This is a genomic window from Streptomyces sp. NBC_00414 (assembly GCF_036038375.1).
Lineage (GTDB): Bacteria > Actinomycetota > Actinomycetes > Streptomycetales > Streptomycetaceae > Streptomyces.
Window position 1 is genome coordinate 4,453,420 of sequence record NZ_CP107935.1, and the last position, 20,675, is coordinate 4,474,094.

Sequence of the window (20,675 nt, forward strand, 5' to 3'; positions counted from 1 at the left end):
GATCGGGGCAGGGATCATCGGCCCGACGACGTGAGCGGTCGCGTCAGGTGCAGGTGCGTGTGTCAGTGCGCCGGGGAGGCGTGCGTGATGTTCGCGTGAGGTGAGCGAAAGGGCCGGGCTACGGAGTGGAGTGCGGGGGTCAGGCGACGAGGGCGGGGATGACCACTGCGTCGATGTACGAGGAGAGGAAGGCCTGCGTGGGTGGCTCGTCGTCGATCATCGTCCGGGCCGCGAAGGCCCCGATGATCATGTGCAGCAGGTAGCCGATCGCGGGGTTGTCGGCACGGACCTCGCCGCGGTCGACGGCACGCTGCACCACCTGGCGCATCTCTTCCAGTTCCGGTTCGACCAGCCATTCCCGCAGGGCGGCCAGCAGATCGGGGTTCGAGTGCACCGCCGTCCCCAGGGCGCGCATCAGGGAGGAGTTCTGCTCCATCTCACAGTCGTCCTGGCGGGTCGTCATCGCGTGGAGGTCGCCCCGCAGGGAACCGGTGTCCACGCTGGCGATGCCGACCGGTTTGTGATGCCGGACCGACCTCGCGACCAGTTCGGCCTTGCCGCCCCACTGGCGGTAGAGGGTGGCCTTGCTGGACCGGGTGCGGGTCGCCACGGCGTCCATGGTCAGGGAGTCGTAACCGACCTCCCGGAGCAGGTCGAGCACGGCCTCGTACAGCTCGGCCTCGCGCTCGGGCGAGAGCCGGCTGCGACGCGTCGTTGCTGTCTCAGCCATCCCGATTCACCGCTTCCACCGATGCGAAACTGTCTCGTACTCCTAGGAAGATACCCTGCATGTCAACGAAACGAAACCGTTTCGTACGTGTGCTGGGTCACGCGTTTCCCCGCGACCACGAGTTGCCGGGCCCCGCCCCCCGGAAAAGCATGGGGAGGTGAGCGACGAGTACGAGTACGAGCGCGAGAACGCGACCGAGGCCCGGCCCACCGCCCACGACCCGGCCGGGGGCGCCGACGGGCCCGCGGCCGGAGGCGGCAGGGGGCAGTCGGCCGGAGGCGGCGGCGGGCGGGCGGTCGAGAGCGGCGGCGGTTCCTATCTGCGGTTCCCGCATCTCAGCGGCGACCGCCTCTGCTTCGCGGCCGAGGACGACCTCTGGGTGGCCCCCCTCGACGGCCCCGGCCGCGCCTGGCGGCTGACCGTCGACCGTACGAAGGTGAGCCACCCGCGCTTCTCCCCCGACGGGCGGCACATCGCGTACACGACCTGGCGCAGCCTCGTACCGGAGATCCATCTGGCGCCGGTGGACGGCGGCCCGGCCCGGCGGCTCACCTACTGGGGCAACGCCGACACCCAGGTCTGCGGCTGGTCGCCCCCCGACGCGGAGGGCGGCTGCGACATCCTCGCCGTCGCCTCGCACGGCGAACCCTTCTCCTACTTCACCTGGGCCTACCGCGTGCCGGTCGACGGCGGCCCCGGCCTCAAACTCCCGTGGGGCCCGGTCTCCGACCTCGCGGTCGCGGACTTCGACGGCGAGCGCAAGACCCTCCTCCTCACCGGTACGCCCCCGCACGAGCCCGCCGCCTGGAAGCGCTACCGCGGCGGCGCCACCGGACGGCTCTGGCTGCACGGGCAGCGCCTCCTCGCCGGTCTCGACGGGCATCTGGACTCACCGATGTTCGTCGGCGGGCGGATCGCCTTCCTCTCCGACCACGAGGGCGTCGGCAATCTGTACTCGTGCCTGCACGACGGTTCCGACCTGCGGCGGCACACCGACCACGACACCTTCTACGCCCGGCACGCGTCGAGCGACGGCACCCGGGTCGTCTACCAGTGCGCGGGCGACGTGTGGATCGTCGACGATCTGGCCGCGGACGCCCGGCCCCGCCGCCTCGACGTACGGCTCGGCGGGCCGCGCGCGGGCCGCCGCCCCTACCAGGTGCCGGCCGCCCAGCACGTCGACGGGATCTCCGTGGACGAGACGGGCCGGGCCTGCGCGGTCGTCGTACGCGGCAGCCTGTACTGGCTCACGCACCGCGACGGCCCGGCGCGCACCATCGCCGACACCCCGGGCGTCCGTGTCCGGCTGCCGGAGATGCTCGGTTCCGGCGGGCAGGTGGCGTACGTGACGGACGCGGACGGCGAGGACGCCGTGGAGATCGCGTATCTGCCGCGCGCGACGGGCGAACGCGAGCCCCGCCGACTGGCCTCCGGGCAACTGGGCCGCGTCCAGGAACTCGTCTCCGACCCGAAGGGCGAACGGCTGGCGATCGCCTCGGAGGACGGCCGCCTGCTGCTGATCACCGTGAACGGAGACGGGAACGGAGGCGGGGATGAGGGCGGGGACGGGAACGCGGGGATGGAGGAGGCGGGCGGATCCGGTGCGGTCACGGAACTCGTCCGGTCCGTCAACGGGCCCGTGCGCGACCTCGCCTTCTCCCCCGACGGGACCTGGCTTACCTGGTCGCATCCGGGCATCGGCCGCACACTCCGGCAGATCAAACTGGCCCGCATCGAGGGACCCGGCGCCCGCACGGTCGTCGACGTCACCAACGGCCGTTTCGAGGACGAGAACCCGGTCTTCACCCGCGACGGCCGCTTCCTCGCCTTCCTCTCCTGGCGCGGCTTCGACCCGGTGTACGACGTCCACACCGGCGACCTCTCCTTCCCACTGGGCTGCCGCCCCTACCTCGTACCGCTGTCCTCGGCGACCCCGTCCCCGTTCGCGCTGACCCCCGAGGGCCGCCCCGCGGCGGGAGGCCTGGACGACGAGGGAGGCGGGGACGGGGTCGCGGTGGGCGGCACGGTGACCGTCGAGACCGAGGGGCTGGAGAGCCGGGTGACGCCGTTCCCGGTCACGGCGTCCAAGTACTCGGCGCTGTACCCGGTCGCGGGCGGCGGGCTCGTCTGGCTGCGCTGGCCGATCTCGGGGGCGCTCGGCGAGACGTTCGCGAACCCGGACGACACGAGCGGCCGGCCGACCCTGGAGTACTTCAACATCTCCAAGGCGAAGAAGTCCGAACTCGTCGGCCACCTGGACTGGTTCGCGCCCAGCGGCGACGGCAGCCGGCTCGTCGTGGTCGACGAGGGAGAGCTGCGGGCCGTCCCGTCCACCGAGTCGGGCAACGGCGACTCGACCGTCTGGATCGACCTGCGCCGCATCCTGCACGAGGCCGACCCGGCCGCCGAGTGGCGCCAGGCGTACGCCGAGGCGGGCCGTCTCATCCACGCGTACTTCTGGGAACCCGGCATGTGCGGCATCGACTGGCCGGGCGTCCTTGACCAGTACCGTCCGCTGGTCGAACGGGTCGCGTCCCCCGACGAGTTCGCCGACCTGCTCCGCGAGGTACTGGGTGAACTGGGCACCTCGCACGCGTACGTGGTCGCCGCGCGCCGCAACGAGGGCCCGGCGCACTATCAGCGCCCGCAGGGTCTGCTCGGCGTCAGCTTCGCGTGCCGGGACGGCGGTTGGATCGTCAAGCGCATCCTGCCCGGCGACTCCTCCGACTCCAAGGCGCGTTCACCGCTCGCGGGTACGGGGATTCGTGAGGGCGCGCGGCTCACGCATGTGGACGGCCGCCCGGTGGACCCGGTCACCGGCCCGTTCCCGCTGCTCGCGGGGGCGGGCGGTACGACGGTGGAGCTGACCTTCACCCCGGCGGAGACCTCGGAGACCCCGGAGAACCCGGGAGGCGAGGGGCGTGCGCGGCGGGTCGCGGTGGTCCCCCTCGTCGACGAACGCCCCCTGCGCTACCAGGACTGGGTGGCCAAACGGCGCGAGGTGGTACGGAAGTTGAGCGGCGGGCGGTGCGGATACCTGCACATCCCCGACATGGGCGGCTCGGGCTGGGCCCAGTTCAACCGCGACCTGCGCATGGAGGTGTCACGGCCCGCCCTCATCGTCGACGTACGCGGCAACGCGGGCGGCCACATCAGCGAGCTGGTCATCGAGAAACTCACCCGTACGATCATGGGCTGGGACCTGACCCGCAACGCGCAGCCGGTGTCGTACACGTCCAACGCCCCGCGCGGGCCGGTGGTCGCCCTGGCCGACGAGATGACCTCGTCGGACGGCGACATGATCACGGCGGCCTTCAAACTGCTGAAGCTGGGGCCGGTGGTGGGGCAGCGCACGTGGGGCGGGGTCGTGGGGATGACCGGCCGCCATGTGCTGGGGGACGGGTCGGTGATCACGGTCCCGATGAACGCGGCGTGGTTCGACGCGTACGGGTGGTCCGTGGAGAACCACGGTGTCACTCCTGACCTCGAAGTCCTCCGCACCCCACTGGACTGGGCGGAGGGCCGCCACGCCCAACTGGACGACGCGGTCCGCCTGGCCCTGGACCTCCTGTCCACCCACCCCGCGGCCACCCCGCCCCCGTACACGGATCTCCCCGACAGATCCCGCCCGCCACTCCCACCCCGAACGTAACCGCCTCCCGGCGGGGGGGGAACTGGCCGACGCGTATTGAACCTGCGGCACCGTCGTGGCTGGCCGCGCAGTCCCCCGCGCCCCTGACGGGGCCCACCCGCCCCAGCCCCCACAGGGGTGCGGGGAACGGCGCAGTCCTTCGCCCTCAGGGGCGCGGGGAACGGCGCGGCCGGCCCCCACCCACCCGCACCCGACAACCCACCGCCACCTACGGCAACAAGAAACGTGGGGCGCCCCAGAGAAGTAAGGGCACCCCACGTCAATTCCGGCCAAGGCCGAACAGAAGCGTCAGCTCAGACGTCGAACTCGTCGAGCCGCTCCCGCGCACCCTGGGAACGCTGCGCGTCCTCAGGCGTACGCCGCTCCGTGCGCTCGGCACGCTCCGGCCGCTCACGGTCCGGCCGCTCCCGCTCCGCGGGCCGCTCACGCTGCGGCATCTGCTGACCACGCTCGCCCGCCTGGTCGCGCCGCTCGCCGAGCTTCTGCTTCGCGTTGCGCTGAAGCTCTTCGGTCTTGTCCTGGAACTGGTCCTTCATGGCCATGAGGTTCACTCCCGTTTGTGGGTGAGGGGGTTGGGCCTCGACCAGAGTTACATGCACAGACATTGCGCGCATTTCGATCAGTTACGGTCGGTGACGCACCGTGTCCCGCCCGGCCTGATCAGCCTCCCCACCTGCACCGACGAGCCCTTTCGCGACGCTCCCCAGCCGCGGCCCGAACCGTCGCATCTCCCGCTGCCCGACCGTCCCGATGAGCGCCGGAAGGTACCCGCGCACCCCCTGCATCCCCCGCAGCCACCACTGTCCGTACACATGGCTCGCCCGCCTCTCGATCCCGGCCACGATCCGGTCGACGGCCGGCCCCAGCGGGTACGTCTTGTTGGCGGGCCACGGCAGCCGCTGCCGCAACTCCCGCATGACGTCGTCCTGATCGGCCCCGCGCACCATGTCGGTGTCGGTCCACGACAGATACCCGACCCCGACGCGTACGCCCTGGTACCCGACCTCGGCCCGCAGGCTGTGCGCGTACGCCTCGACGCCCGACTTGGACGCCGTGTACGCGGTCATCATCGGCGCGGGCGTGATCGCGGCGAGCGAGGCGATCTGGAGCAGATAGCCGCGGCTCTCCAGGAGGGCGGGCAGGAAGGCGCGGGCGGTGACGGCCGACCCGATGAGGTTCACCTCGATGACCCGCCGCCAGGCGACCGGGTCGGAGTCCACGAACGGCCCGCCGTTGGCGACACCGGCGTTGGCGACGACGATGTCGACCTTTCCGAACCGCGCCTTCACCTCCCGCGCGACCTCCGCCATCGCCTCGTGGTCGGTGACGTCGGCGTGCCAGTACCCGCTCTCGCCGTGCAGCCGCTCGGAGACACCCTTCAGCTCCTCGGGCTCCAGCCCGACGAGCGCGACGGTGGCGCCGCGGGCGGAGAGCTTGCGGGCGAGGAGTTCCCCTACACCCCGCGCGGCCCCCGTGACGACGGCGACCTGTCCTTGAAGACCGACCCTGCTCATGCGCCCTCCTTGATCACTGCGTATGTGGCGACGAGTTCCCGTATCCGGGTGGTGACCAGGTCCGGTGCCTCGATGGGCGTCATGTGCCCGATCCCGGGCAGCTCCGTGGAGCCCACGCAGTTCGGCAGCGCGGCGACCAGGGAGCGGGCGTGCACGGCGGGCGTCAGCCGGTCGGCCGTCCCCACGACGACCGCGGTGGGCACGGTCAACTCCCGCACCGCGTGGTCGAGATCGAGCAGGTCGAGCACCTTCGACCAGGAGTACCGCACCTGCCGGGGACACGCGTGCACGATCCGCGCGCACGCATCGACCATCACCGGCGCCGAACCGGGCCCCATCGTCCCGTACTTGAGGATCCGCCGGGCGAGCGGTGTGACCGGTCCGAGCGGCGCCCGCGACCCGAGGATCTGCTTCGTGAGCCAGGTACGCGGCCGTCCGGCCCGCATCGGCAGCACCAGCGACTCGGCGACCAGCCGTGAACTGCCCGTGCTGCAGAGGAGTACGGCCGCGGCGTGCGCCCGGAACCCGGCCCGCCCGGACGCGGCGATCAGCGTCATCCCGCCCATGGAGTGCCCGGCCAGGACCGCCTTCTCGCCCGGCGCGAGCGTGGCCACGAGCACCGCCTCCAGGTCGTCGGCGAGCCCGTCCGTGCTGCACGCGGGGCTCGCGGGGCTGCGCCCGTGCCCGCGCTGGTCGTAGACGATCACCCGGTGGTCGGCGGCGAGGTCCCGTATCTGCGCCGCCCAGAAGGCGGTCGAGCACGTCCAGCCGTGCGCGAGCACCACCGTGGGGGCCGCGGGGTCGTCCACGGCTCCGTGCACCTCGACGTGCAGCCGTGCCCCGTCGGCGGAGACCGCCGTCAGCTCGCGCGCGGGCACGGGCGGCGCGTAGGGACCGGAAGCCTCGCGCGTCAGTCGGCTCATACGTCTGCCTCGGCCTTCTTCTTCGTAGGGTTCGTGGGGTTCGTGGGGTTCGCAGGGTTCGTGGGGCGGCCGGCGGGTTGCGCGGCGGATGCGGATTCCGGTTGCGGTTCCGGTTCCGGCTGCGGTTCCGGCTGCAGTTGCGGTGACGGGGCCGGTGCGGGTGCCGGTCGCCGGATCAGGTCGTACTCCGCCAGGTCGACGCGACGGGTGGCGCCGCGGAACTCCGTGGTCGTGCCCGGCCAGACCGTCGTGTTGACGCCGTTCTCGTCGAGGTACCAGCTGTTGCAGCCGCCGGTGCTCCAGACCGTGCGCTTCATGCGCTCCTGGACGCGGTGGTTCCAGGCGTCGACCGCGGCGGGGCGTGCGTCGAGGGCGGCCCGGCCGCCGAGCACGTCCAACTGCCGTACGTAGTCGGCCAGATAGTTCAGCTGGGACTCGATCATCAGGATCATGCTGGAGTTCCCGAGGCCCGTGTTGGGCCCGATGATCGTCATCCAGTTGGGGAACCCGGCCGCGGTCGCGCCCCGCAGCGACTTCATGCCGGTCGACCACGCCTCTGCGAGCGTCCTGCCGTCCGCGCCGACGACCCGCTCGGCGATGGGCATGTCGGTGACGTGGAACCCCGTACCGAAGACGATCGCGTCGACCTCGGCCTCGCTGCCGTCGGCGGCGACGACGGTGGAGCCGCGGATCTCACCGAGTCCGCTCGCGACGACGTCCACATTGGGCTTCGCGAGGGCCGGGTAGTACGTGCTGGACAGCAGGATGCGCTTGCAGCCGATGCGGTAGGACGGGGTCAGCCTGGCCCGCAGCCGCGGGTCCTTGATGGCCCGGAACATGTTCCGCTTGGCGATCTGCTCGACCAGGCCCAGCTCGTTCGGACGCTTCGTGAACGCCTGGACCTGCAACTCCCGGATGCCCCACAGGAGTCCGCGCCGCAGCCGGGCGGTGGCGGGCAGCGTCCGGTGCAGCAGGCGCTCGGCGCCGCTGATCGTCCGGTCCACGCGCGGCATCACCCAGGGCGGGGTGCGCTGGAAGAGGGTGAGCTTCGCGACCTCGGGCTGGATGGCGGGCACGATCTGGATGGCCGAGGCCCCGGTGCCGACCATCGCGACCCGCTTGCCGCGCAGGTCGTAGTCGTGGTCCCAGCGGGCCGAGTGGAAGACCTTGCCCGGGAAGGTGTCGAGCCCGGGCACGTCCGGCACCTTGGGATCCGAGAGCGGCCCGGTGGCGGACACGACGAGGTCGGCGGTGAGGGTGCCGCTGCTGGTCTCGATCACCCAGCGCAGCCGCTCGCCGTCCCAGGTCATCAGCTTCACCTCGGAGTTCAGCCGCAGGTGCGGCCGCAGCCCGAAGGTGTCGGCGACGTGCTCCAGGTAGGCGCGGATGTGTCCCTGCCCGGAGAAGGTGCGCGGCCACTCGGGGTTGGGCGCGAAGGAGAACGAGTAGAGGTGGGACGGCACGTCACAGGCGCAGCCGGGGTAGCTGTTGTCCCGCCAGGTGCCGCCCACGCTGTCGGCCCGTTCGAGGACGACGAAGTCGGTGACGCCCTCGCGGCGCAACCGCACGGCGGCGCCCAGCCCGCCGAAACCGGAGCCGATCACCGCCACCCGTACATGCTCGTGCTCGGTCATCCCGATGCCTCCATGCCGCGTGCGACCGCGCCAGTGAACACTGGCGCAATTGGGAGGGTAGAGCAGCTCCGTACTGATGGGTAGGGGTTGCACGCAGGAAAGTTACCGGCGGTACGACATAGGGTGCCGGTGTGGCGGACAAGCGGGAGTACCGAATGGAGGAGCTGGCCAGGGAGGCCGGCATCACCGTGCGCACGCTGCGCTTCTACCGCGAGCGGAAGCTGATCCCGCCACCGCGCCGCGAGGGCCGCATCGCCTGGTACGACGAGGACCACCTCGCCCGGCTGCGCACGATCGCCGCACTCCTGGAGCGCGGCCACACACTCAACGGCATCGCGGAGCTGGCCGAGGCCTTCGACCACGGCCGTGACGTGGGCGAACTGCTCGGGCTCGGCGCGCCCACCGAGGAGACCCCGGTCCGCCTCTCCCCCGAGGAACTGGCCGACGTCTTCGCGGGCCAGGCGACCCCGGAGAACCTCGCCGCGTCCCTCGACCTCGGCTACCTCGCCACCGACGGATCGGACATCGTCCACATCAGCCGCCGGCTCCTGGAGTCCTCGGCGGCCCTCGTCCGCGAGGGCATCCCGCTCGCGGACATCCTCTCCGCGGCCCACCGCGTACGCGAACACGCGGACGCCCTGGCCGAGTTGTTCACCGACCTGGTCCTCACCCCGGAACGCACCCCGGAGGACCTCCGACGCCTGCGCCCGCTGGCGAAGAGCGTGGTGGAGGCGGAACTGTCGATGGCGCTGGACCGACGCCTGCAGAAGCGGCCGTAAGCGCCACAGGCACCCACGGCCGCCGCGGCCTCAGCGGGCCGCGCCCCGCCGGTCATCGGTCATCGGTCACCTGTCGTAGACCACGGTCACCGGGGCGTGGTCCGACCAGCGCTCCCCGTGGGTCGCCGCCCGCTCCACGAACCCCTTGACGGCCTGGGCCGCGAGACCGGGCGTGGAGACCTGGTAGTCGATCCTCCACCCCGAGTCGTTGTCGAAGGCCCGCCCCCGGTACGACCACCACGAGTACGGCCCGTCCACGTCCGGATGCAGCGCGCGTACGACATCCACGTACCCGCCCCCGCCCTTCGCCGTGTCGAAGACCTGCCCCAGCCACTCCCGCTCCTCCGGCAGGAAGCCGGAGTTCTTCCGGTTGGCGCGCCAGTTCTTGAGGTCGGCCGGCTGGTGGGCGATGTTCCAGTCGCCGCAGACGACGACCTCGCGTCCGTCGGCGGCGGCCCGCACGCGCAGCCCCTTCAGGTAGGTGAGGAACTCGCCCATGAACCGGACCTTCTCGTCCTGCCGCTCGGTCCCGACCTCACCGGAGGGCAGATAGAGACTGGCGACGGTGACGCCGGGCAGGTCGGCCTCGACATAGCGACCGCTGCCGTCGAACTCGGCGGATCCGAAGCCGACCTGGACGCGGTCGGGCTCGCGGCGCGTGTAGAGGGAGACGCCGGCCCGGCCTTTCGCGGCGGCGGGCGCGTGCACGACATGCCACCCGTCCGGCTGCCGTACGTCCTCCGGGAGCTGCCCGGGCTCGGCCCGTACCTCCTGGAGGCACAGGACGTCGGCGGACGTCTCCGCCAGCCACTCCACGAAGCCCTTCTTGGCGGCGGCTCGGAGCCCGTTCACATTGACAGAGGTCACAGTCAGCACCCGGGCACGATACCGGCACACTGGAGGAGCACACCGCACCCCTCCAGTCCCTCCTACTGCATAGAAGTACGATACTTAGCATGGATATACGCCGGGTCACCTTCGACCACCCCGACGCCGTCAAGCTCAACGACGAGGTGCAGGGCGAGTACGCCGTGCGCTACGGGGACGAGGGTGACGTCACTCCGCTCGACCCGTCGATGTTCGAGCCGCCGCTCGGCCTCTACCTGATCGCGTACGACGACCGGGACCGGCCCGTGGCCACCGGCGGCTGGCGCACCCAGGACAAGAACGACGACGGCTACTCGGACGGCGACGCCGAGCTGAAGCGCATGTTCGTGATCGAGGAGGCCCGTGGCAACGGCCTGGCCCGCCGCATCCTGGGGGCCCTGGAGGCCGACGCCCGCGCGGCGGGCCGCACCCGCATGGTCCTGGAGACCGGCAACAAGCAGCCCGAGGCCATCGCCCTGTACGCGTCCAGCGGCTACGAGCCCTGCGTGAAGTTCGGCCACTACCGCTTCCACGAGGACAGCCGCTGCTACGCGAAGCTCCTGTGAGGACGGACGATGTCCCGATCAGTGGATGCGCACACCGCCGACCCGTGCCCGCGGTGCTCCGCCGGGGCGGTCCGGCCGGGCAGCCCCGTGTCCATCGAGGGACGCGACTCGGTCGGCTACGCCTGCGACCGCTGCGGGCACACCTGGTCCCGGCCGGTCGAGACCGACGTGGACGTGTACGACATCGTAAGAGTGGACCTCCCGCACGCCACGCTCTACGGCACGGTCTGGCAGGTCGAGGCGGACCGCGTCCTGGTACGCGGCACGGCCGGCGAGTGGCTGCGGTGGGTGGAGCGCTGGAGGGTCATCACCTACTGACCCCGCCCACGGACAGGACCCGCTGACGCGCAGCCACACCCTTGGCCGCCGCCCAGCATCAACACCAAAGAACCCCCGCCGGATCTCCCCGGCGGGGGTTCTGAGCTGCGGTGGACCTGTGGGGATTTGAACCCCAGACCCCCTCGATGCGAACGAGGTGCGCTACCAGACTGCGCCACAGGCCCTTGCAACGAGTGAAACTCTAGCATCCCGGTCCGGGTGCTTGGAAATCCGTTCCCGGTGGCTCTCCCGCTGGTCAGGGGCAGGGCTTTCGGCGGACTTCTGAGGTGCCGTCACTGGTGTCGCCACTGGTGCCGTCACCGCTGTCGTCACTCGTTGGCGGCGCGTGGCCGGTCGCCGTCCTCGTACTGGTCGAAGAGCGGCGTGCGGCCCCGTTCGCGGGCCCGGCGGGCCGAGGCCGCGCGGCGGACGTCCGCGGCGTTGTCCAAGTTGTCGTCCCCGTCGGGCTCGCCCGGCTCCTCCTCCGCCTCGGCCGTCCCGGCCGCCTCCGTCGCCTCGGCGGTCGGACGGTCCGCGTTCGGCTCGACCGTGCTGGACCGGGCCGAGCTCCACGCGTCGGGCGCTCCCAGGTCGACGTCGGACGTCGCGCGCGGGGCGACCGGCGCCGTCACGTACGTCGGCAGGGGCACCGGGACGGGGTCCCAGCTCTCGCCGCGGGCGGGCCCGTTCCGGCGCTCGCGCTGCTGGTCGACCCACTCCGCGTGGTCGGTCTGCTCGACGAGCGCACGGCGGTCCGCCGCGAGCGCGGACATGCCGGGGTCGGTGTCGGCCTCGGGTCCGTCCTCCGGCTCGTCGGCGGCTCCCGGGTCGGCCGGGGGCCGCCGGCGCGGCTGCCGCTCGCGCAGGCGCTGCGCCGCGGCCTCGGCCTGCCTGCGGTCCATCACGTACGTGAAGCGCCGACGCTCCTGCGAGCGCAGATACGCGATGTAGATGCTCAGCATCACCGCGGGCACCCCGGGCGCCCACAGGAACGCGAGTCCGCCGACGGCCGCGACGACCGCACCGAGCGTGAAGGCGAAGAAGAGGACGACGGTCGTACGCCGTCGGCGCGCGAGCACCTTGGAGCGCCGGGCGCGAGCCGCTGCCTCCGCGGCGGCGGCCCGTCGCGCGGGAGACGACGCGGTCGCCCCGTTCGAACCGTTGGACCCCTTCGACCCCTTCGGCCCGTTCGGTTTCGAGCCGGTCGATCCGTTCGACGAGGGCTTGGCGCCCTGCTGGGGCACTGGCCGACCCCCCGCCGCGCGGCCCTGCTTGGGCGCGGGGTGGGCCGTGGCCTGGGAGCCGGGTTCGGGCGCCGTCGCGGCCGCCTGCCGTGACGCCTGTCTGAAAGCCTGCTGCGCCTGTTGTGCCTGCGCCTGGGCTTGCTGCGCCTGGGCCTGGGCCTGCTGCGCCTCGGAGCGCGCGTCCCGGGCGTCGCGCGCAGCACGCGCATCACGCGCGCCCCGCGAAGCTCGCGCCTCGTCGACGTCGGCCCGTACTTCCCGGCGCGTCGGAGGCATGGCGAAGGCCCGGACGTCCACCGAGTCGGTGACGCCGTCCGGGTCGGCGCGGTGCTCCCCCTCGTCGGTGGAGCGCGCCTGCAGGTCCTTGGCGTATCGGCGCTCCATGCCCGCCCGTCCGGAGAGAAGCCGGATGGCGGTGCTGAAGCGTTCCGTCGGACGGGCCTCGTTCAGCTCGTCCTGCCTACGGAGCCACATCGGCACCAAGTAGGCGGCCCAGGCCCCGACAATGACTGCGTAGATGAGGCCGCTGCTGCTCACGCCTCACACGGTAGAGGGGTTTGCATGAGGCCATCTGCCAATTGGGCCGGTGTGTCGCACGATCTGGCTGATATTTCGAGCTTTTTTTGTGACCGATGCGATCAGCTGGCCGCCGAGAGCACGAAATTAATGCCCGAGGATGGTCGATCCCCGATCATTTTCGAACACCTATTTCATTTACGCCGTGTTCCGAGGTGTGTCCCGAGGTGAGTTTTCGGACGCCTTCCTCGTGCGCGTCCGCCGCCAGCGGGCCAGCAGTCCTTCGGGGATCTCCTCGGCCGTGAGCGCGAAGACGAGGTGGTCGCGCCAGGCGCCGTCGATGTGGAGATAACGCGGACGGATGCCTTCGTCACGGAATCCGAGTTTCTCGACGACCCGTCGGCTGGGCCCGTTCTCGGGCCGAATGCAGACCTCGATGCGGTGCAGACCAACGGTTCGGAAGCAGTGGTCGGAGACAAGCGCCACAGCCGTCGGCATGACCCCGCGTCCGGCGACAGCCTCGTCCACCCAGTAGCCGATATGGCCCGAACACATGGAGCCCCAGGTGATTCCGGCGACCGTCAGCTGTCCGACGAGCCGCCCCTGGTACTCGATGACGAACGGCAGCATCCGCCCCGCGTTCGCCTCGGCGCGCAGATGCCGGACCATCTGCCGGTACGTCGGCCGGTGGGCGATCGGTCCGCTGGGCGTGGGCGGCGGGATGGTCGCCTCCCACGGGCGCAGCCAGTCCCGGTTGCGCCGGTTGACGTCGCGCCAGGCTCGCTGGTCGCGCAGCTTTATGGGCCTGAGGACCACATCGCCGTGCACCAGCTCGACCGGCCAGGATGGGCTGTTCAGCTCGCACCCCCACTGCCGCTGGGTCTGGGGTGGTCGCCGCCGCGGAGCTGGTCGACGGCGTGGATCAGGAGGGGTTCGAGGACGGCCAGGCCGTCCTTGACCCCACCGGTGGAGCCCGGCAGGTTCACGATCAGTGTCCCCTCCGCGACCCCGGCGAGACCTCGGGAGAGCGATGCCGTGGGCACCTTCTCCCTTCCGAACGCGCGGATGGCCTCGGGAATGCCCGGCACCTCGTACCCGATCACGTTCCGCGTGGCCTCCGGCGTGCGGTCGGTGGGCGAGATGCCTGTGCCGCCGGTGGTCACGATGACGTCGTAGCCGGCCCGGACGCCCACCCGCAGCGCGTTCTCGACGGGGTCCCCGTCGGGGACCGCCCAGGGGCCGTCGACGGCGAACCCGAACTTCGCGAGCCCCTCCGCGATCAGCGGACCGCCCCTGTCCGCGTAGACGCCCGCCGCCGCGCGGTTCGAGGCCGTCACCACGAGTGCGCTGTACGGGGCGGTGAGCGCGCCTCCGATCGGCGGCTCGGCCGGTGCCGCCGGTGCCGCCGGTGCCGCCGGTGCTTTAGGGGTCTCCGGAATCTCTGGGTTCTCCGGGGTCTTCGTCATGTCCGGCTCCAGGTGCCCGACTTGCCGCCGGTCTTCTCCTCCACGCGCACGTCCGTGATGACCGCCCCCTTGTCGACCGCCTTGACCATGTCGATCACGGTGAGAGCCGCCACGGTGACCGCGGTGAGGGCCTCCATCTCGACGCCCGTGCGGTCGGTGGTCTTCACGGTGGCCAGGATCTCGACGGCGTCGTCCGCGACCGACAGGTCCAGCTTGACACCCGACACCGACAACGGGTGGCAGAGCGGGATCAGATCCGGTGTGCGCTTGGCGCCCATGATGCCCGCGATGCGCGCGGTGGCGAGGGCGTCGCCCTTGGGCACCCCCTCGCCGCGCAGCAGCTCGATCACGCGGGGCGAGACCAGGACGCGGCCGCTCGCGCGGGCGGTGCGTGCCGTCACGTCCTTCTCGGACACGTCGACCATGCGGGCGGCACCCGCCTCGTCGATGTGGGTCAGTCTGTCCTGCGTACTCATGCCGTACTCATGCTGTGGCGGCGCTCCCGGTCGTGCCTGTCGTGCGCGACACGGTACCCCCAACCCGGCCCGGTCAGCCGAGGAGGACCACGTCGACCTCGGTGCCGGGCTCCACGGACTCGACGTCCTCCGGGACGACGATCAGCGCGTCGGCGTGCGCGAGGGCCGCGATCAGGTGGGATCCGGCGCCGCCGACGGGCGTCACTTCCCCGTCCGCGTACCGGCCGCGCAGGAATTGACGGCGGCCGGCGGGCGAGGTGAGTGCCTTGTCCGTGCGGAGCATCGCCCTGGTGGTGGGCCGGTGGATGTCGTCCAGGCCCGCCAGGGTGCGGATCGCGGGGCGCACGAACAGCTCGAAGGACACGTACGAGGAGACGGGGTTGCCCGGGAGGGCGAGCAGCGGGGTGTGGTCGGGGCCGATGGTGCCGAAGCCCTGGGGTTTGCCGGGCTGCATGGCGAGCTTGCGGAACTCGATGCCGCCGCCCGCCTCGTCCTCGTCGCCGACCGAGGAGAGCGCCTCCTTGACGACGTCGTACGCGCCGACGCTGACGCCGCCCGTGGTGACCACGAGGTCTGCGCGGATGAGCTGGTCCTCGATGGTGGCGCGGAGCGTCTCGGCGTCGTCGGCGACGGCGCCCACGCGGTAGGCGATCGCTCCGGCGTCGCGGGCGGCGGCGCACAGCGCGTAGCTGTTGGAGTCGTAGATCTGGCCGGACTCCAACTCACCGTCGGGCTGCACGAGTTCACTGCCGGTGGACATGACCACCACGCGCGGGCGGGGGCGGACGCGGACGGTTCCGCGGCCGATCGCGGCGAGCAGGCCGATCTGCGGGGGGCCGAGGACCGTACCCGCGGACAGGGCGCGGTCGCCCGCCCGCACATCGCTGCCCTTCGCGCGTACATGCGCGCGTGCTCCCGCCGGGCGGTGGACGTGCACCTGTCCCGTGGCGCCCTCGGGGGACGTGCTGCGGGCGCGCATCCCGGAGACGGGGCCCTCGCCGAGGCCGCCGTCGGTCCACTCCACGGGGACGACCGCCTCGGCGCCGGGCGGCAGCGGGGCGCCCGTCATGATGCGGGCGGTCTGGCCGGGGCCCACGTGCAGCAGCTCGGACTGGCCCGCCGCCACGTCGCCGACGACGGTGAGGACCGCCGGGTACTCCTCGCTCGCGCCCGCCACATCGGCGACCCTGACCGCGTACCCGTCCATCGAGCTGTTGTCGAAGGGCGGCAGGGACACCGGCACCATGACGTCCTCGACCAGGACGCAGCCCTGGGCGTCGAGGAGCTGCAACTGGATGGGGTCGAGGGGCCGCACGGTCGCGAGGATGTCCTCAAGGTGCTCGGTCACCGACCAGAGGTGGTCCTTGCCGGTGACACGGGTCGCGGCGGTGCTCAAATTGCTACATCTCCTCGGTGACGTAACTGCGAAGCCAGGCCCGGAAGTCCGGGCCCAGGTCTTCACGTTCGCACGCGAGTCGGACAATGGCACGCAGGTAGTCCCCGCGGTCACCGGTGTCATAGCGGCGGCCCTTGAAGACGACGCCGTGCACGGGGCCGCCGATCTTCTCGTCGTCCGCGAGCTGCTGGAGGGCGTCGGTGAGCTGGATCTCGCCGCCGCGGCCGGGCTCGGTCTTACGGAGTATGTCGAAGACGTGGGGGTCGAGGACGTAGCGGCCGATGATCGCGTAGTTGCTCGGGGCGTCCGCCGGGTCGGGCTTCTCGACGAGGCCGGTCACCTTGACGACGTCGCTGTCCTCGGTGACCTCGACGGCCGCGCAGCCGTAGAGGTGGATCTGCTCGGGCTCGACCTCCATGAGCGCGATGACACTGCCGCCGTACTGCTCGTGGACGTCGACCATGCGCTTGAGGAGCGGGTCGCGCGGGTCGATCAGGTCGTCGCCGAGGAGTACGGCGAAGGGCTCGTGACCGACGTGCGGGGCGGCGCACAGCACGGCGTGGCCGAGGCCCTTGGGGTCGCCCTGGCGGACGTAGTGCATGGTGGCGAGGTCGCTTGACTCCTGCACCTTGGCGAGCCGGCCGGCGTCACCCTTCTTCTGAAGGGCCGACTCCAGCTCGTAGTTGCGGTCGAAGTGGTCCTCAAGAGGGCGCTTGTTGCGGCCTGTGATCATGAGGACGTCATCGAGGCCGGCGGATGCGGCTTCCTCGACCACGTACTGGATCGCGGGCTTGTCCACGACCGGCAGCATCTCTTTGGGAGTGGCCTTGGTGGCCGGCAGGAACCGGGTGCCGAGACCTGCTGCGGGGATGACAGCCTTGCTGATCCTTGGGTGCGACTGAGTCATGCCCGACACCATATCCGGTGCCTTTGTAGGGAATCTGTGGCTCCGGTTAATTCGCTCTCATATGAGCGCATTATGAAGGGTACGGGACAAGTCTATGAGTGACCTGGGGCCCGAAGAGGACTCTGGCAAGCCATTGTTGCGACGCGGGATCCTCACGGTGAGGAACCGGTTGACAGCCGATGACGTGCGGGAATCGGGGACCGTGCTCGCCGCCCGCGCGCTGGAGCTGCCCGAACTGGCGCACGCGCGCACCGTGGCGGCGTATGTCTCCGTGGGGAGCGAACCGGCCACCCGCGCGCTCCTCGACGCACTCCACGCGCGCGGCGTGCGCGTCCTGCTCCCGGCGCTCCTCGCGGACAACGACCTCGACTGGGGCCCCTACGAGGGCCAGGACTCGCTCGTGCGCGTCCGGCACGGCGGAAAAATGACCCTCCTGGAGCCCGCGGGCGGCCACTTGGGCCCGGAGGCCGTACTCGGCGCCGACGCCGTGCTGCTGCCCGGCCTGGCGGTGGACGGGCGCGGGATGCGGCTGGGGCGCGGCGGCGGATCGTACGACCGGGTGCTCGCGCGGCTGGAGCGGGCGGCTGCGGATCCGGCCCTCGTGGTGCTGCTGTACGACTCCGAAGTGGTGGGCCACGTCCCCGAGGAGCCGCACGACCGGCCGGTGCACGCGGCGGTGACCCCGTCGGGGGTGCACCGCTTCCGCTGACCCTCCGGAGCACCCCGGTGTGCGAAAGGGCCCTCCACGCGTGCGTGGAGGGCCCTTTCACGGATGCTTCTCAGGGTTGCAGTACGAGCGTGTCCGACGTGGCCTTGTCCACGGCCCGGCTCGTGGAGACCCACGGCAGCAGTTCGCCCTTGACCCACTTGCTCGTCTGGTCGATGTAGTGGGCGCTGTACGCGTGCCCGGAGGCTCCGGTGAGGTTGATCCACTTGGACTTGTCGAAGTCGGCGAGGTTCACCACCATGCGCATCGACGGCACCCAGACCACCGAGTAACCGCCCGCCGCGTTCCAGCCGGTGGCGTTCACCGCCGCCTCGCCGCCGCCCATGTTGTACGGGCCGCGGTTGAGCATGTACTGCAGGAAACCGGGGCCTTCGGTACCGAGGGTCTGGTTCTTCAGGTACAGCCGGTGCAGCCGGCCCCAGCTCCAGGTGTCGAGGTCCTTGCCGAGCTTGGCGGTCAGCTCCCAGCGGGCGTCCGCGAGGGCCCGGGCGAACAGCTCGTCACGGGTGTCGACGGCCTTGTCGGTGCGCGTCTTGGGCGCCGACCACCAGTCGTTGTCCTCGTCGTCGAGGATCTTGCGGACCACCTCGAACCAGCGGTCGCCGCCGTCCGGCTGGGCGCTGTCCGCGTCGCGCTGGCCGCACTCGCGGACCTTGTCGTCGTCGTCGTCCACAGGTCCGGTGGAGTCGGCCGGTTCGACGTACAGGCACTGGCCCTTGACCCGCAGTTCCTTGGGCAGCTTGTTGCCGAAGGCGAGCTTGAGGATGTTGCGCCAGGTCGCGTTGAAGTACGCGGCGGCGGCCGAGTCGGCGTCCTGGGTGTAGTTCCAGCCCTCCAGGAGCTTCTGCGCCTCGCGGACGTCCTTGTCGGGCACGTCGATCTTGAGCAGCTTGGGCACCAGCAGCTTGGCGATCTCACTGCTGTTGTCGAGCTGCATCTGGCGCATGTCGTCCGTCGAGATCTTGCCGCCGTTCTTGATCTTCGACGCGACGAGGTCGGCGATCCGCTGACTGCGGGTGCCGTAGCCCCAGTCCGTGGTCAGCGTGTACGGGTACTTGTCCTTGTCGACCACGGCCTGGTTGGCGGTCACGATGTAACCGCGCTCGGGGTTGTACTCGTACGGCAGTTCGTCCTGGTCGATGTAGCCGGTCCAGCGGTACTTGGAGTCCCAGCCGGGCGACGGGAGCGAGCCGTCGCCCTCGTTGCGGATCGGGATCCGGCCCGGCAGCTGGTAGCCGATGTTGTTCTCGGTGTCCGCGTAGACCAGGTTCTGCGAGGGGACGTCGAAGAGGGCGGCCGCCTTGCGGAAGCTCGTCCAGTCGGTGGCCTTGTTCATCGCGAAGACGGCGTCCATCGAGGTGCCCGGGTCCAGGGCGGTCCACCGCAGGGCGATGCCGTAGCCGTCACCGCGGTCGGGGGCCGCGCTGTCGACACCGGCCTTCTTGCCGACTTTCACGAGTTCGTCGTCGCGGTCGGACAGCAGCGGTCCGCTGTTGGTCTCCCGGACGACGATGGTCTTGCTCGCACCGCCCGCGACGTCGATCCGCTCCTTGCGGGTGGTGAAGGGCAGCACCTTGTCGTCGTACTCGTAGCCGTCCCCGGTGAGCTTCTCCAGGTACAGGTCCGTGACGTCGGCACCCGAGTTGGTCATGCCCCAGGAGATCTCCTTGTTGTGGCCGATGACCACACCGGGCATGCCCGCGAAGGTGTACCCGGAGACGTCGTACTGGCACTTCTCGGAGACGCTCTTGCAGTGCAGGCCCATCTGGTACCAGACCGACGGCAGCGAGGGCGACAGGTGCGGGTCGTTGGCCAGCAGCGGCTTGCCGCTGATGGTGTGCTTGCCGCCGACGACCCAGGAGTTGGAGCCGATGCCGTTGCCGTTCACGCCGACGGCCTCGGGAACGTCGTCCAGCACCTTGTAGAGGCCCGACAGCTGGCTCTCCAGTCCCGTGGGGGCCTCGGTGCCGTTCGTGAGCCCGGTGCCCGCCGTGGACTGCGTACCGGCGGTGCCTGTGCCTGTGCCTGTGCCGGTACCTGTGCCGGTGCTGTCCTGCGAGTACTCGCCGGTGACGGTGTCGTACTGGCCCTCCCGCACGATCGGCTTGTTCCGGTCGTACGGGTACTCCGGGTACAGGTCGGCGATCTGCTTGGGGCCGAGACGGCTGGTCATCAGGGACCGGTCGATCTCGTCCTGCATGTTGCCGCGCAGGTCCCAGGCCATCGCCTTGAGCCAGGCCACGGAGTCGACCGGCGTCCACGCCTTGGGTGTGTAGTCGTTGGTGAAGCCCAGGGCCGCGTACTCCAGGGAGATGTCCGCGCCGTCCTTGCCCTTCAGGTAGGCGTTGACCCCCTTGGCGTACGCCCGCAGATACTTCTTCGTCGAGGCGGACAGCTCGGTCCTGTACTCCTTCTCCGCCACCCGTTCCCAGCCGAGCGTGCGCAGGAACTCGTCGTTGTCGACCTGGCTCTTGCCGAACATCTCGGAGAGCTTGCCGGCCGTCATGTGGCGGCGGACGTCCATCTCGTAGAACCGGTCCTGTGCCTGGACGTAGCCCTGCGCCATGAACAGGTCCTCGTCGGTCGAGGCGTAGACCTGCGGGATGCCGTAGCCGTCCCGTTTGACGTCCACGGGTCCCGACAGACCGTCGAGGGTGATGGAACCCTTGGTCTGCGGGAAGGAGGCGCGGACGGTGCTGATGCTCCAGAACGCCCCGTAGGCGACACCGCCGATGATGGCCAGAACCAGGACGATCAGGACCAGACGGGCTCTGCGCCCCTTCTTCCTGCCGGACTTGCCGGGCTTTTGACCGGAAGATGCGGTGGTGTTGGGGGGCATCGCTGTCCTTGCTGTCCTCACGCGAGCGGCAGACGGGCTTGTCCAGTTGACTGAACGCTGGAGCAACCATAGGCGCAGGGCCAACCCCGGCTTGACGCGGTGTCGGGAACCCGAGCGGACG

General features: G+C 70.9%; 18 protein-coding genes and 1 tRNA gene. 5 read left to right on the top strand and 14 right to left on the bottom strand.

Annotated elements, in window-relative coordinates:
- Positions 1–139: 139 nt before the first annotated feature.
- The gene (locus OHS59_RS19085; RefSeq protein ID WP_328494611.1) at positions 140–730 is read right to left on the bottom strand and encodes a TetR/AcrR family transcriptional regulator; all 591 of its coding nucleotides are present in this window, start codon (positions 728–730) and stop codon (positions 140–142) included.
- A gap of 319 nt (positions 731–1,049) precedes the next feature.
- Between OHS59_RS19085 and OHS59_RS19090 the strand changes: the two genes are divergently transcribed.
- On the top strand, positions 1,050–4,382 hold the full coding sequence (locus OHS59_RS19090; protein WP_328499273.1) for a S41 family peptidase: 3,333 nt from the start codon (positions 1,050–1,052) through the stop codon (positions 4,380–4,382).
- Positions 4,383–4,675: 293 nt separating this feature from the next.
- Here the strand turns inward: OHS59_RS19090 and OHS59_RS19095 are convergent, their stop codons facing one another.
- The 4 genes from OHS59_RS19095 to OHS59_RS19110 form a co-directional block, all read right to left on the bottom strand.
- On the bottom strand, positions 4,676–4,924 hold the full coding sequence (locus OHS59_RS19095; RefSeq protein ID WP_328494612.1) for a hypothetical protein: 249 nt from the start codon (positions 4,922–4,924) through the stop codon (positions 4,676–4,678).
- A gap of 81 nt (positions 4,925–5,005) precedes the next feature.
- Entirely contained in the window at positions 5,006–5,896 is an 891-nt protein-coding gene (locus OHS59_RS19100) for an SDR family oxidoreductase (protein WP_328494613.1), read from the bottom strand.
- Positions 5,893–6,819: an alpha/beta fold hydrolase gene (locus OHS59_RS19105; protein WP_328494614.1), complete on the bottom strand. Its 927-nt coding sequence runs from the start codon at positions 6,817–6,819 to the stop codon at positions 5,893–5,895. Before OHS59_RS19105 ends, OHS59_RS19100 begins: the two co-directional genes overlap by 4 nt.
- Positions 6,816–8,453 (bottom strand): flavin-containing monooxygenase, encoded by a 1,638-nt coding sequence (locus OHS59_RS19110; protein WP_328494615.1) that lies wholly within the window; start codon positions 8,451–8,453, stop codon positions 6,816–6,818. Before OHS59_RS19110 ends, OHS59_RS19105 begins: the two co-directional genes overlap by 4 nt.
- Before the next feature lie 155 nt (positions 8,454–8,608).
- On the opposite strand from OHS59_RS19110, the gene OHS59_RS19115 reads away from it, so the two are divergent.
- The gene (locus OHS59_RS19115; protein WP_328499274.1) at positions 8,609–9,232 is read left to right on the top strand and encodes a MerR family transcriptional regulator; all 624 of its coding nucleotides are present in this window, start codon (positions 8,609–8,611) and stop codon (positions 9,230–9,232) included.
- Positions 9,233–9,298: 66 nt separating this feature from the next.
- On the opposite strand, the gene OHS59_RS19120 is transcribed toward OHS59_RS19115, so the two are convergent.
- The gene (locus tag OHS59_RS19120) at positions 9,299–10,129 is read right to left on the bottom strand and encodes an exodeoxyribonuclease III (RefSeq protein WP_328494616.1); all 831 of its coding nucleotides are present in this window, start codon (positions 10,127–10,129) and stop codon (positions 9,299–9,301) included.
- Between the two features lie 59 nt (positions 10,130–10,188).
- Here OHS59_RS19120 and OHS59_RS19125 point away from each other — a divergent pair, with 59 nt between their 5' ends.
- Positions 10,189–10,665, top strand: coding sequence for a GNAT family N-acetyltransferase (locus tag OHS59_RS19125; protein WP_328494617.1), 477 nt, complete (start codon positions 10,189–10,191; stop codon positions 10,663–10,665).
- Positions 10,666–10,674: 9 nt separating this feature from the next.
- Positions 10,675–10,983, top strand: a complete 309-nt coding sequence (locus OHS59_RS19130) for a hypothetical protein (protein WP_328494618.1) — start codon at positions 10,675–10,677, stop codon at positions 10,981–10,983.
- Positions 10,984–11,094: 111 nt separating this feature from the next.
- On the opposite strand, the gene OHS59_RS19135 is transcribed toward OHS59_RS19130, so the two are convergent.
- The 7 genes from OHS59_RS19135 to galU form a co-directional block, all read right to left on the bottom strand.
- A tRNA-Ala gene (locus tag OHS59_RS19135) sits at positions 11,095–11,168 on the bottom strand.
- A gap of 144 nt (positions 11,169–11,312) precedes the next feature.
- Complete coding sequence (locus OHS59_RS19140) at positions 11,313–12,764, bottom strand: gephyrin-like molybdotransferase receptor GlpR (protein ID WP_328494619.1); 1,452 nt, start codon at positions 12,762–12,764, stop codon at positions 11,313–11,315.
- A 177-nt stretch (positions 12,765–12,941) separates the two neighbouring features.
- Positions 12,942–13,571 (bottom strand): GNAT family N-acetyltransferase, encoded by a 630-nt coding sequence (locus OHS59_RS19145; protein ID WP_328494620.1) that lies wholly within the window; start codon positions 13,569–13,571, stop codon positions 12,942–12,944.
- A gap of 26 nt (positions 13,572–13,597) precedes the next feature.
- A complete protein-coding gene (locus OHS59_RS19150) occupies positions 13,598–14,209 on the bottom strand; it encodes a MogA/MoaB family molybdenum cofactor biosynthesis protein (RefSeq protein ID WP_328494621.1) in 612 nt (203 codons plus the stop codon).
- Positions 14,206–14,685, bottom strand: a complete 480-nt coding sequence (gene moaC, locus OHS59_RS19155) for a cyclic pyranopterin monophosphate synthase MoaC (RefSeq protein ID WP_328494622.1) — start codon at positions 14,683–14,685, stop codon at positions 14,206–14,208. Before moaC ends, OHS59_RS19150 begins: the two co-directional genes overlap by 4 nt.
- A gap of 73 nt (positions 14,686–14,758) precedes the next feature.
- Positions 14,759–16,081: a molybdotransferase-like divisome protein Glp gene (gene glp, locus OHS59_RS19160; protein WP_328494623.1), complete on the bottom strand. Its 1,323-nt coding sequence runs from the start codon at positions 16,079–16,081 to the stop codon at positions 14,759–14,761.
- A gap of 4 nt (positions 16,082–16,085) precedes the next feature.
- Entirely contained in the window at positions 16,086–16,988 is a 903-nt protein-coding gene (galU, locus tag OHS59_RS19165; protein WP_328494624.1) for a UTP--glucose-1-phosphate uridylyltransferase GalU, read from the bottom strand.
- Positions 16,989–17,082: 94 nt separating this feature from the next.
- Between galU and OHS59_RS19170 the strand changes: the two genes are divergently transcribed.
- Positions 17,083–17,697, top strand: coding sequence for a 5-formyltetrahydrofolate cyclo-ligase (locus tag OHS59_RS19170; protein WP_328494625.1), 615 nt, complete (start codon positions 17,083–17,085; stop codon positions 17,695–17,697).
- A 70-nt stretch (positions 17,698–17,767) separates the two neighbouring features.
- Here the strand turns inward: OHS59_RS19170 and OHS59_RS19175 are convergent, their stop codons facing one another.
- The gene (locus OHS59_RS19175) at positions 17,768–20,554 is read right to left on the bottom strand and encodes a penicillin acylase family protein (protein ID WP_328494626.1); all 2,787 of its coding nucleotides are present in this window, start codon (positions 20,552–20,554) and stop codon (positions 17,768–17,770) included.
- Positions 20,555–20,675: the final 121 nt, after the last annotated feature.

Excerpts from the sequence above, each read along its gene's own strand:
- OHS59_RS19085 (WP_328494611.1), bottom strand. The coding sequence starts at position 730 with ATGGCTGAGACAGCAACGACGCGTCGCAGCCGGCTCTCGCCCGAGCGC.
- OHS59_RS19095 (WP_328494612.1), bottom strand. The coding sequence starts at position 4,924 with ATGGCCATGAAGGACCAGTTCCAGGACAAGACCGAAGAGCTTCAGCGC.
- OHS59_RS19100 (WP_328494613.1), bottom strand. The coding sequence starts at position 5,896 with ATGAGCAGGGTCGGTCTTCAAGGACAGGTCGCCGTCGTCACGGGGGCC.
- OHS59_RS19105 (WP_328494614.1), bottom strand. The coding sequence starts at position 6,819 with ATGAGCCGACTGACGCGCGAGGCTTCCGGTCCCTACGCGCCGCCCGTG.
- OHS59_RS19110 (WP_328494615.1), bottom strand. The coding sequence starts at position 8,453 with ATGACCGAGCACGAGCATGTACGGGTGGCGGTGATCGGCTCCGGTTTC.
- OHS59_RS19115 (WP_328499274.1), top strand. The coding sequence starts at position 8,609 with ATGGAGGAGCTGGCCAGGGAGGCCGGCATCACCGTGCGCACGCTGCGC.
- OHS59_RS19125 (WP_328494617.1), top strand. The coding sequence starts at position 10,189 with ATGGATATACGCCGGGTCACCTTCGACCACCCCGACGCCGTCAAGCTC.
- OHS59_RS19130 (WP_328494618.1), top strand. The coding sequence starts at position 10,675 with ATGTCCCGATCAGTGGATGCGCACACCGCCGACCCGTGCCCGCGGTGC.
- OHS59_RS19150 (WP_328494621.1), bottom strand. The coding sequence starts at position 14,209 with ATGACGAAGACCCCGGAGAACCCAGAGATTCCGGAGACCCCTAAAGCA.
- moaC (WP_328494622.1), bottom strand. The coding sequence starts at position 14,685 with ATGAGTACGCAGGACAGACTGACCCACATCGACGAGGCGGGTGCCGCC.
- galU (WP_328494624.1), bottom strand. The coding sequence starts at position 16,988 with ATGACTCAGTCGCACCCAAGGATCAGCAAGGCTGTCATCCCCGCAGCA.
- OHS59_RS19170 (WP_328494625.1), top strand. The coding sequence starts at position 17,083 with ATGAGTGACCTGGGGCCCGAAGAGGACTCTGGCAAGCCATTGTTGCGA.
- OHS59_RS19175 (WP_328494626.1), bottom strand. The coding sequence starts at position 20,554 with ATGCCCCCCAACACCACCGCATCTTCCGGTCAAAAGCCCGGCAAGTCC.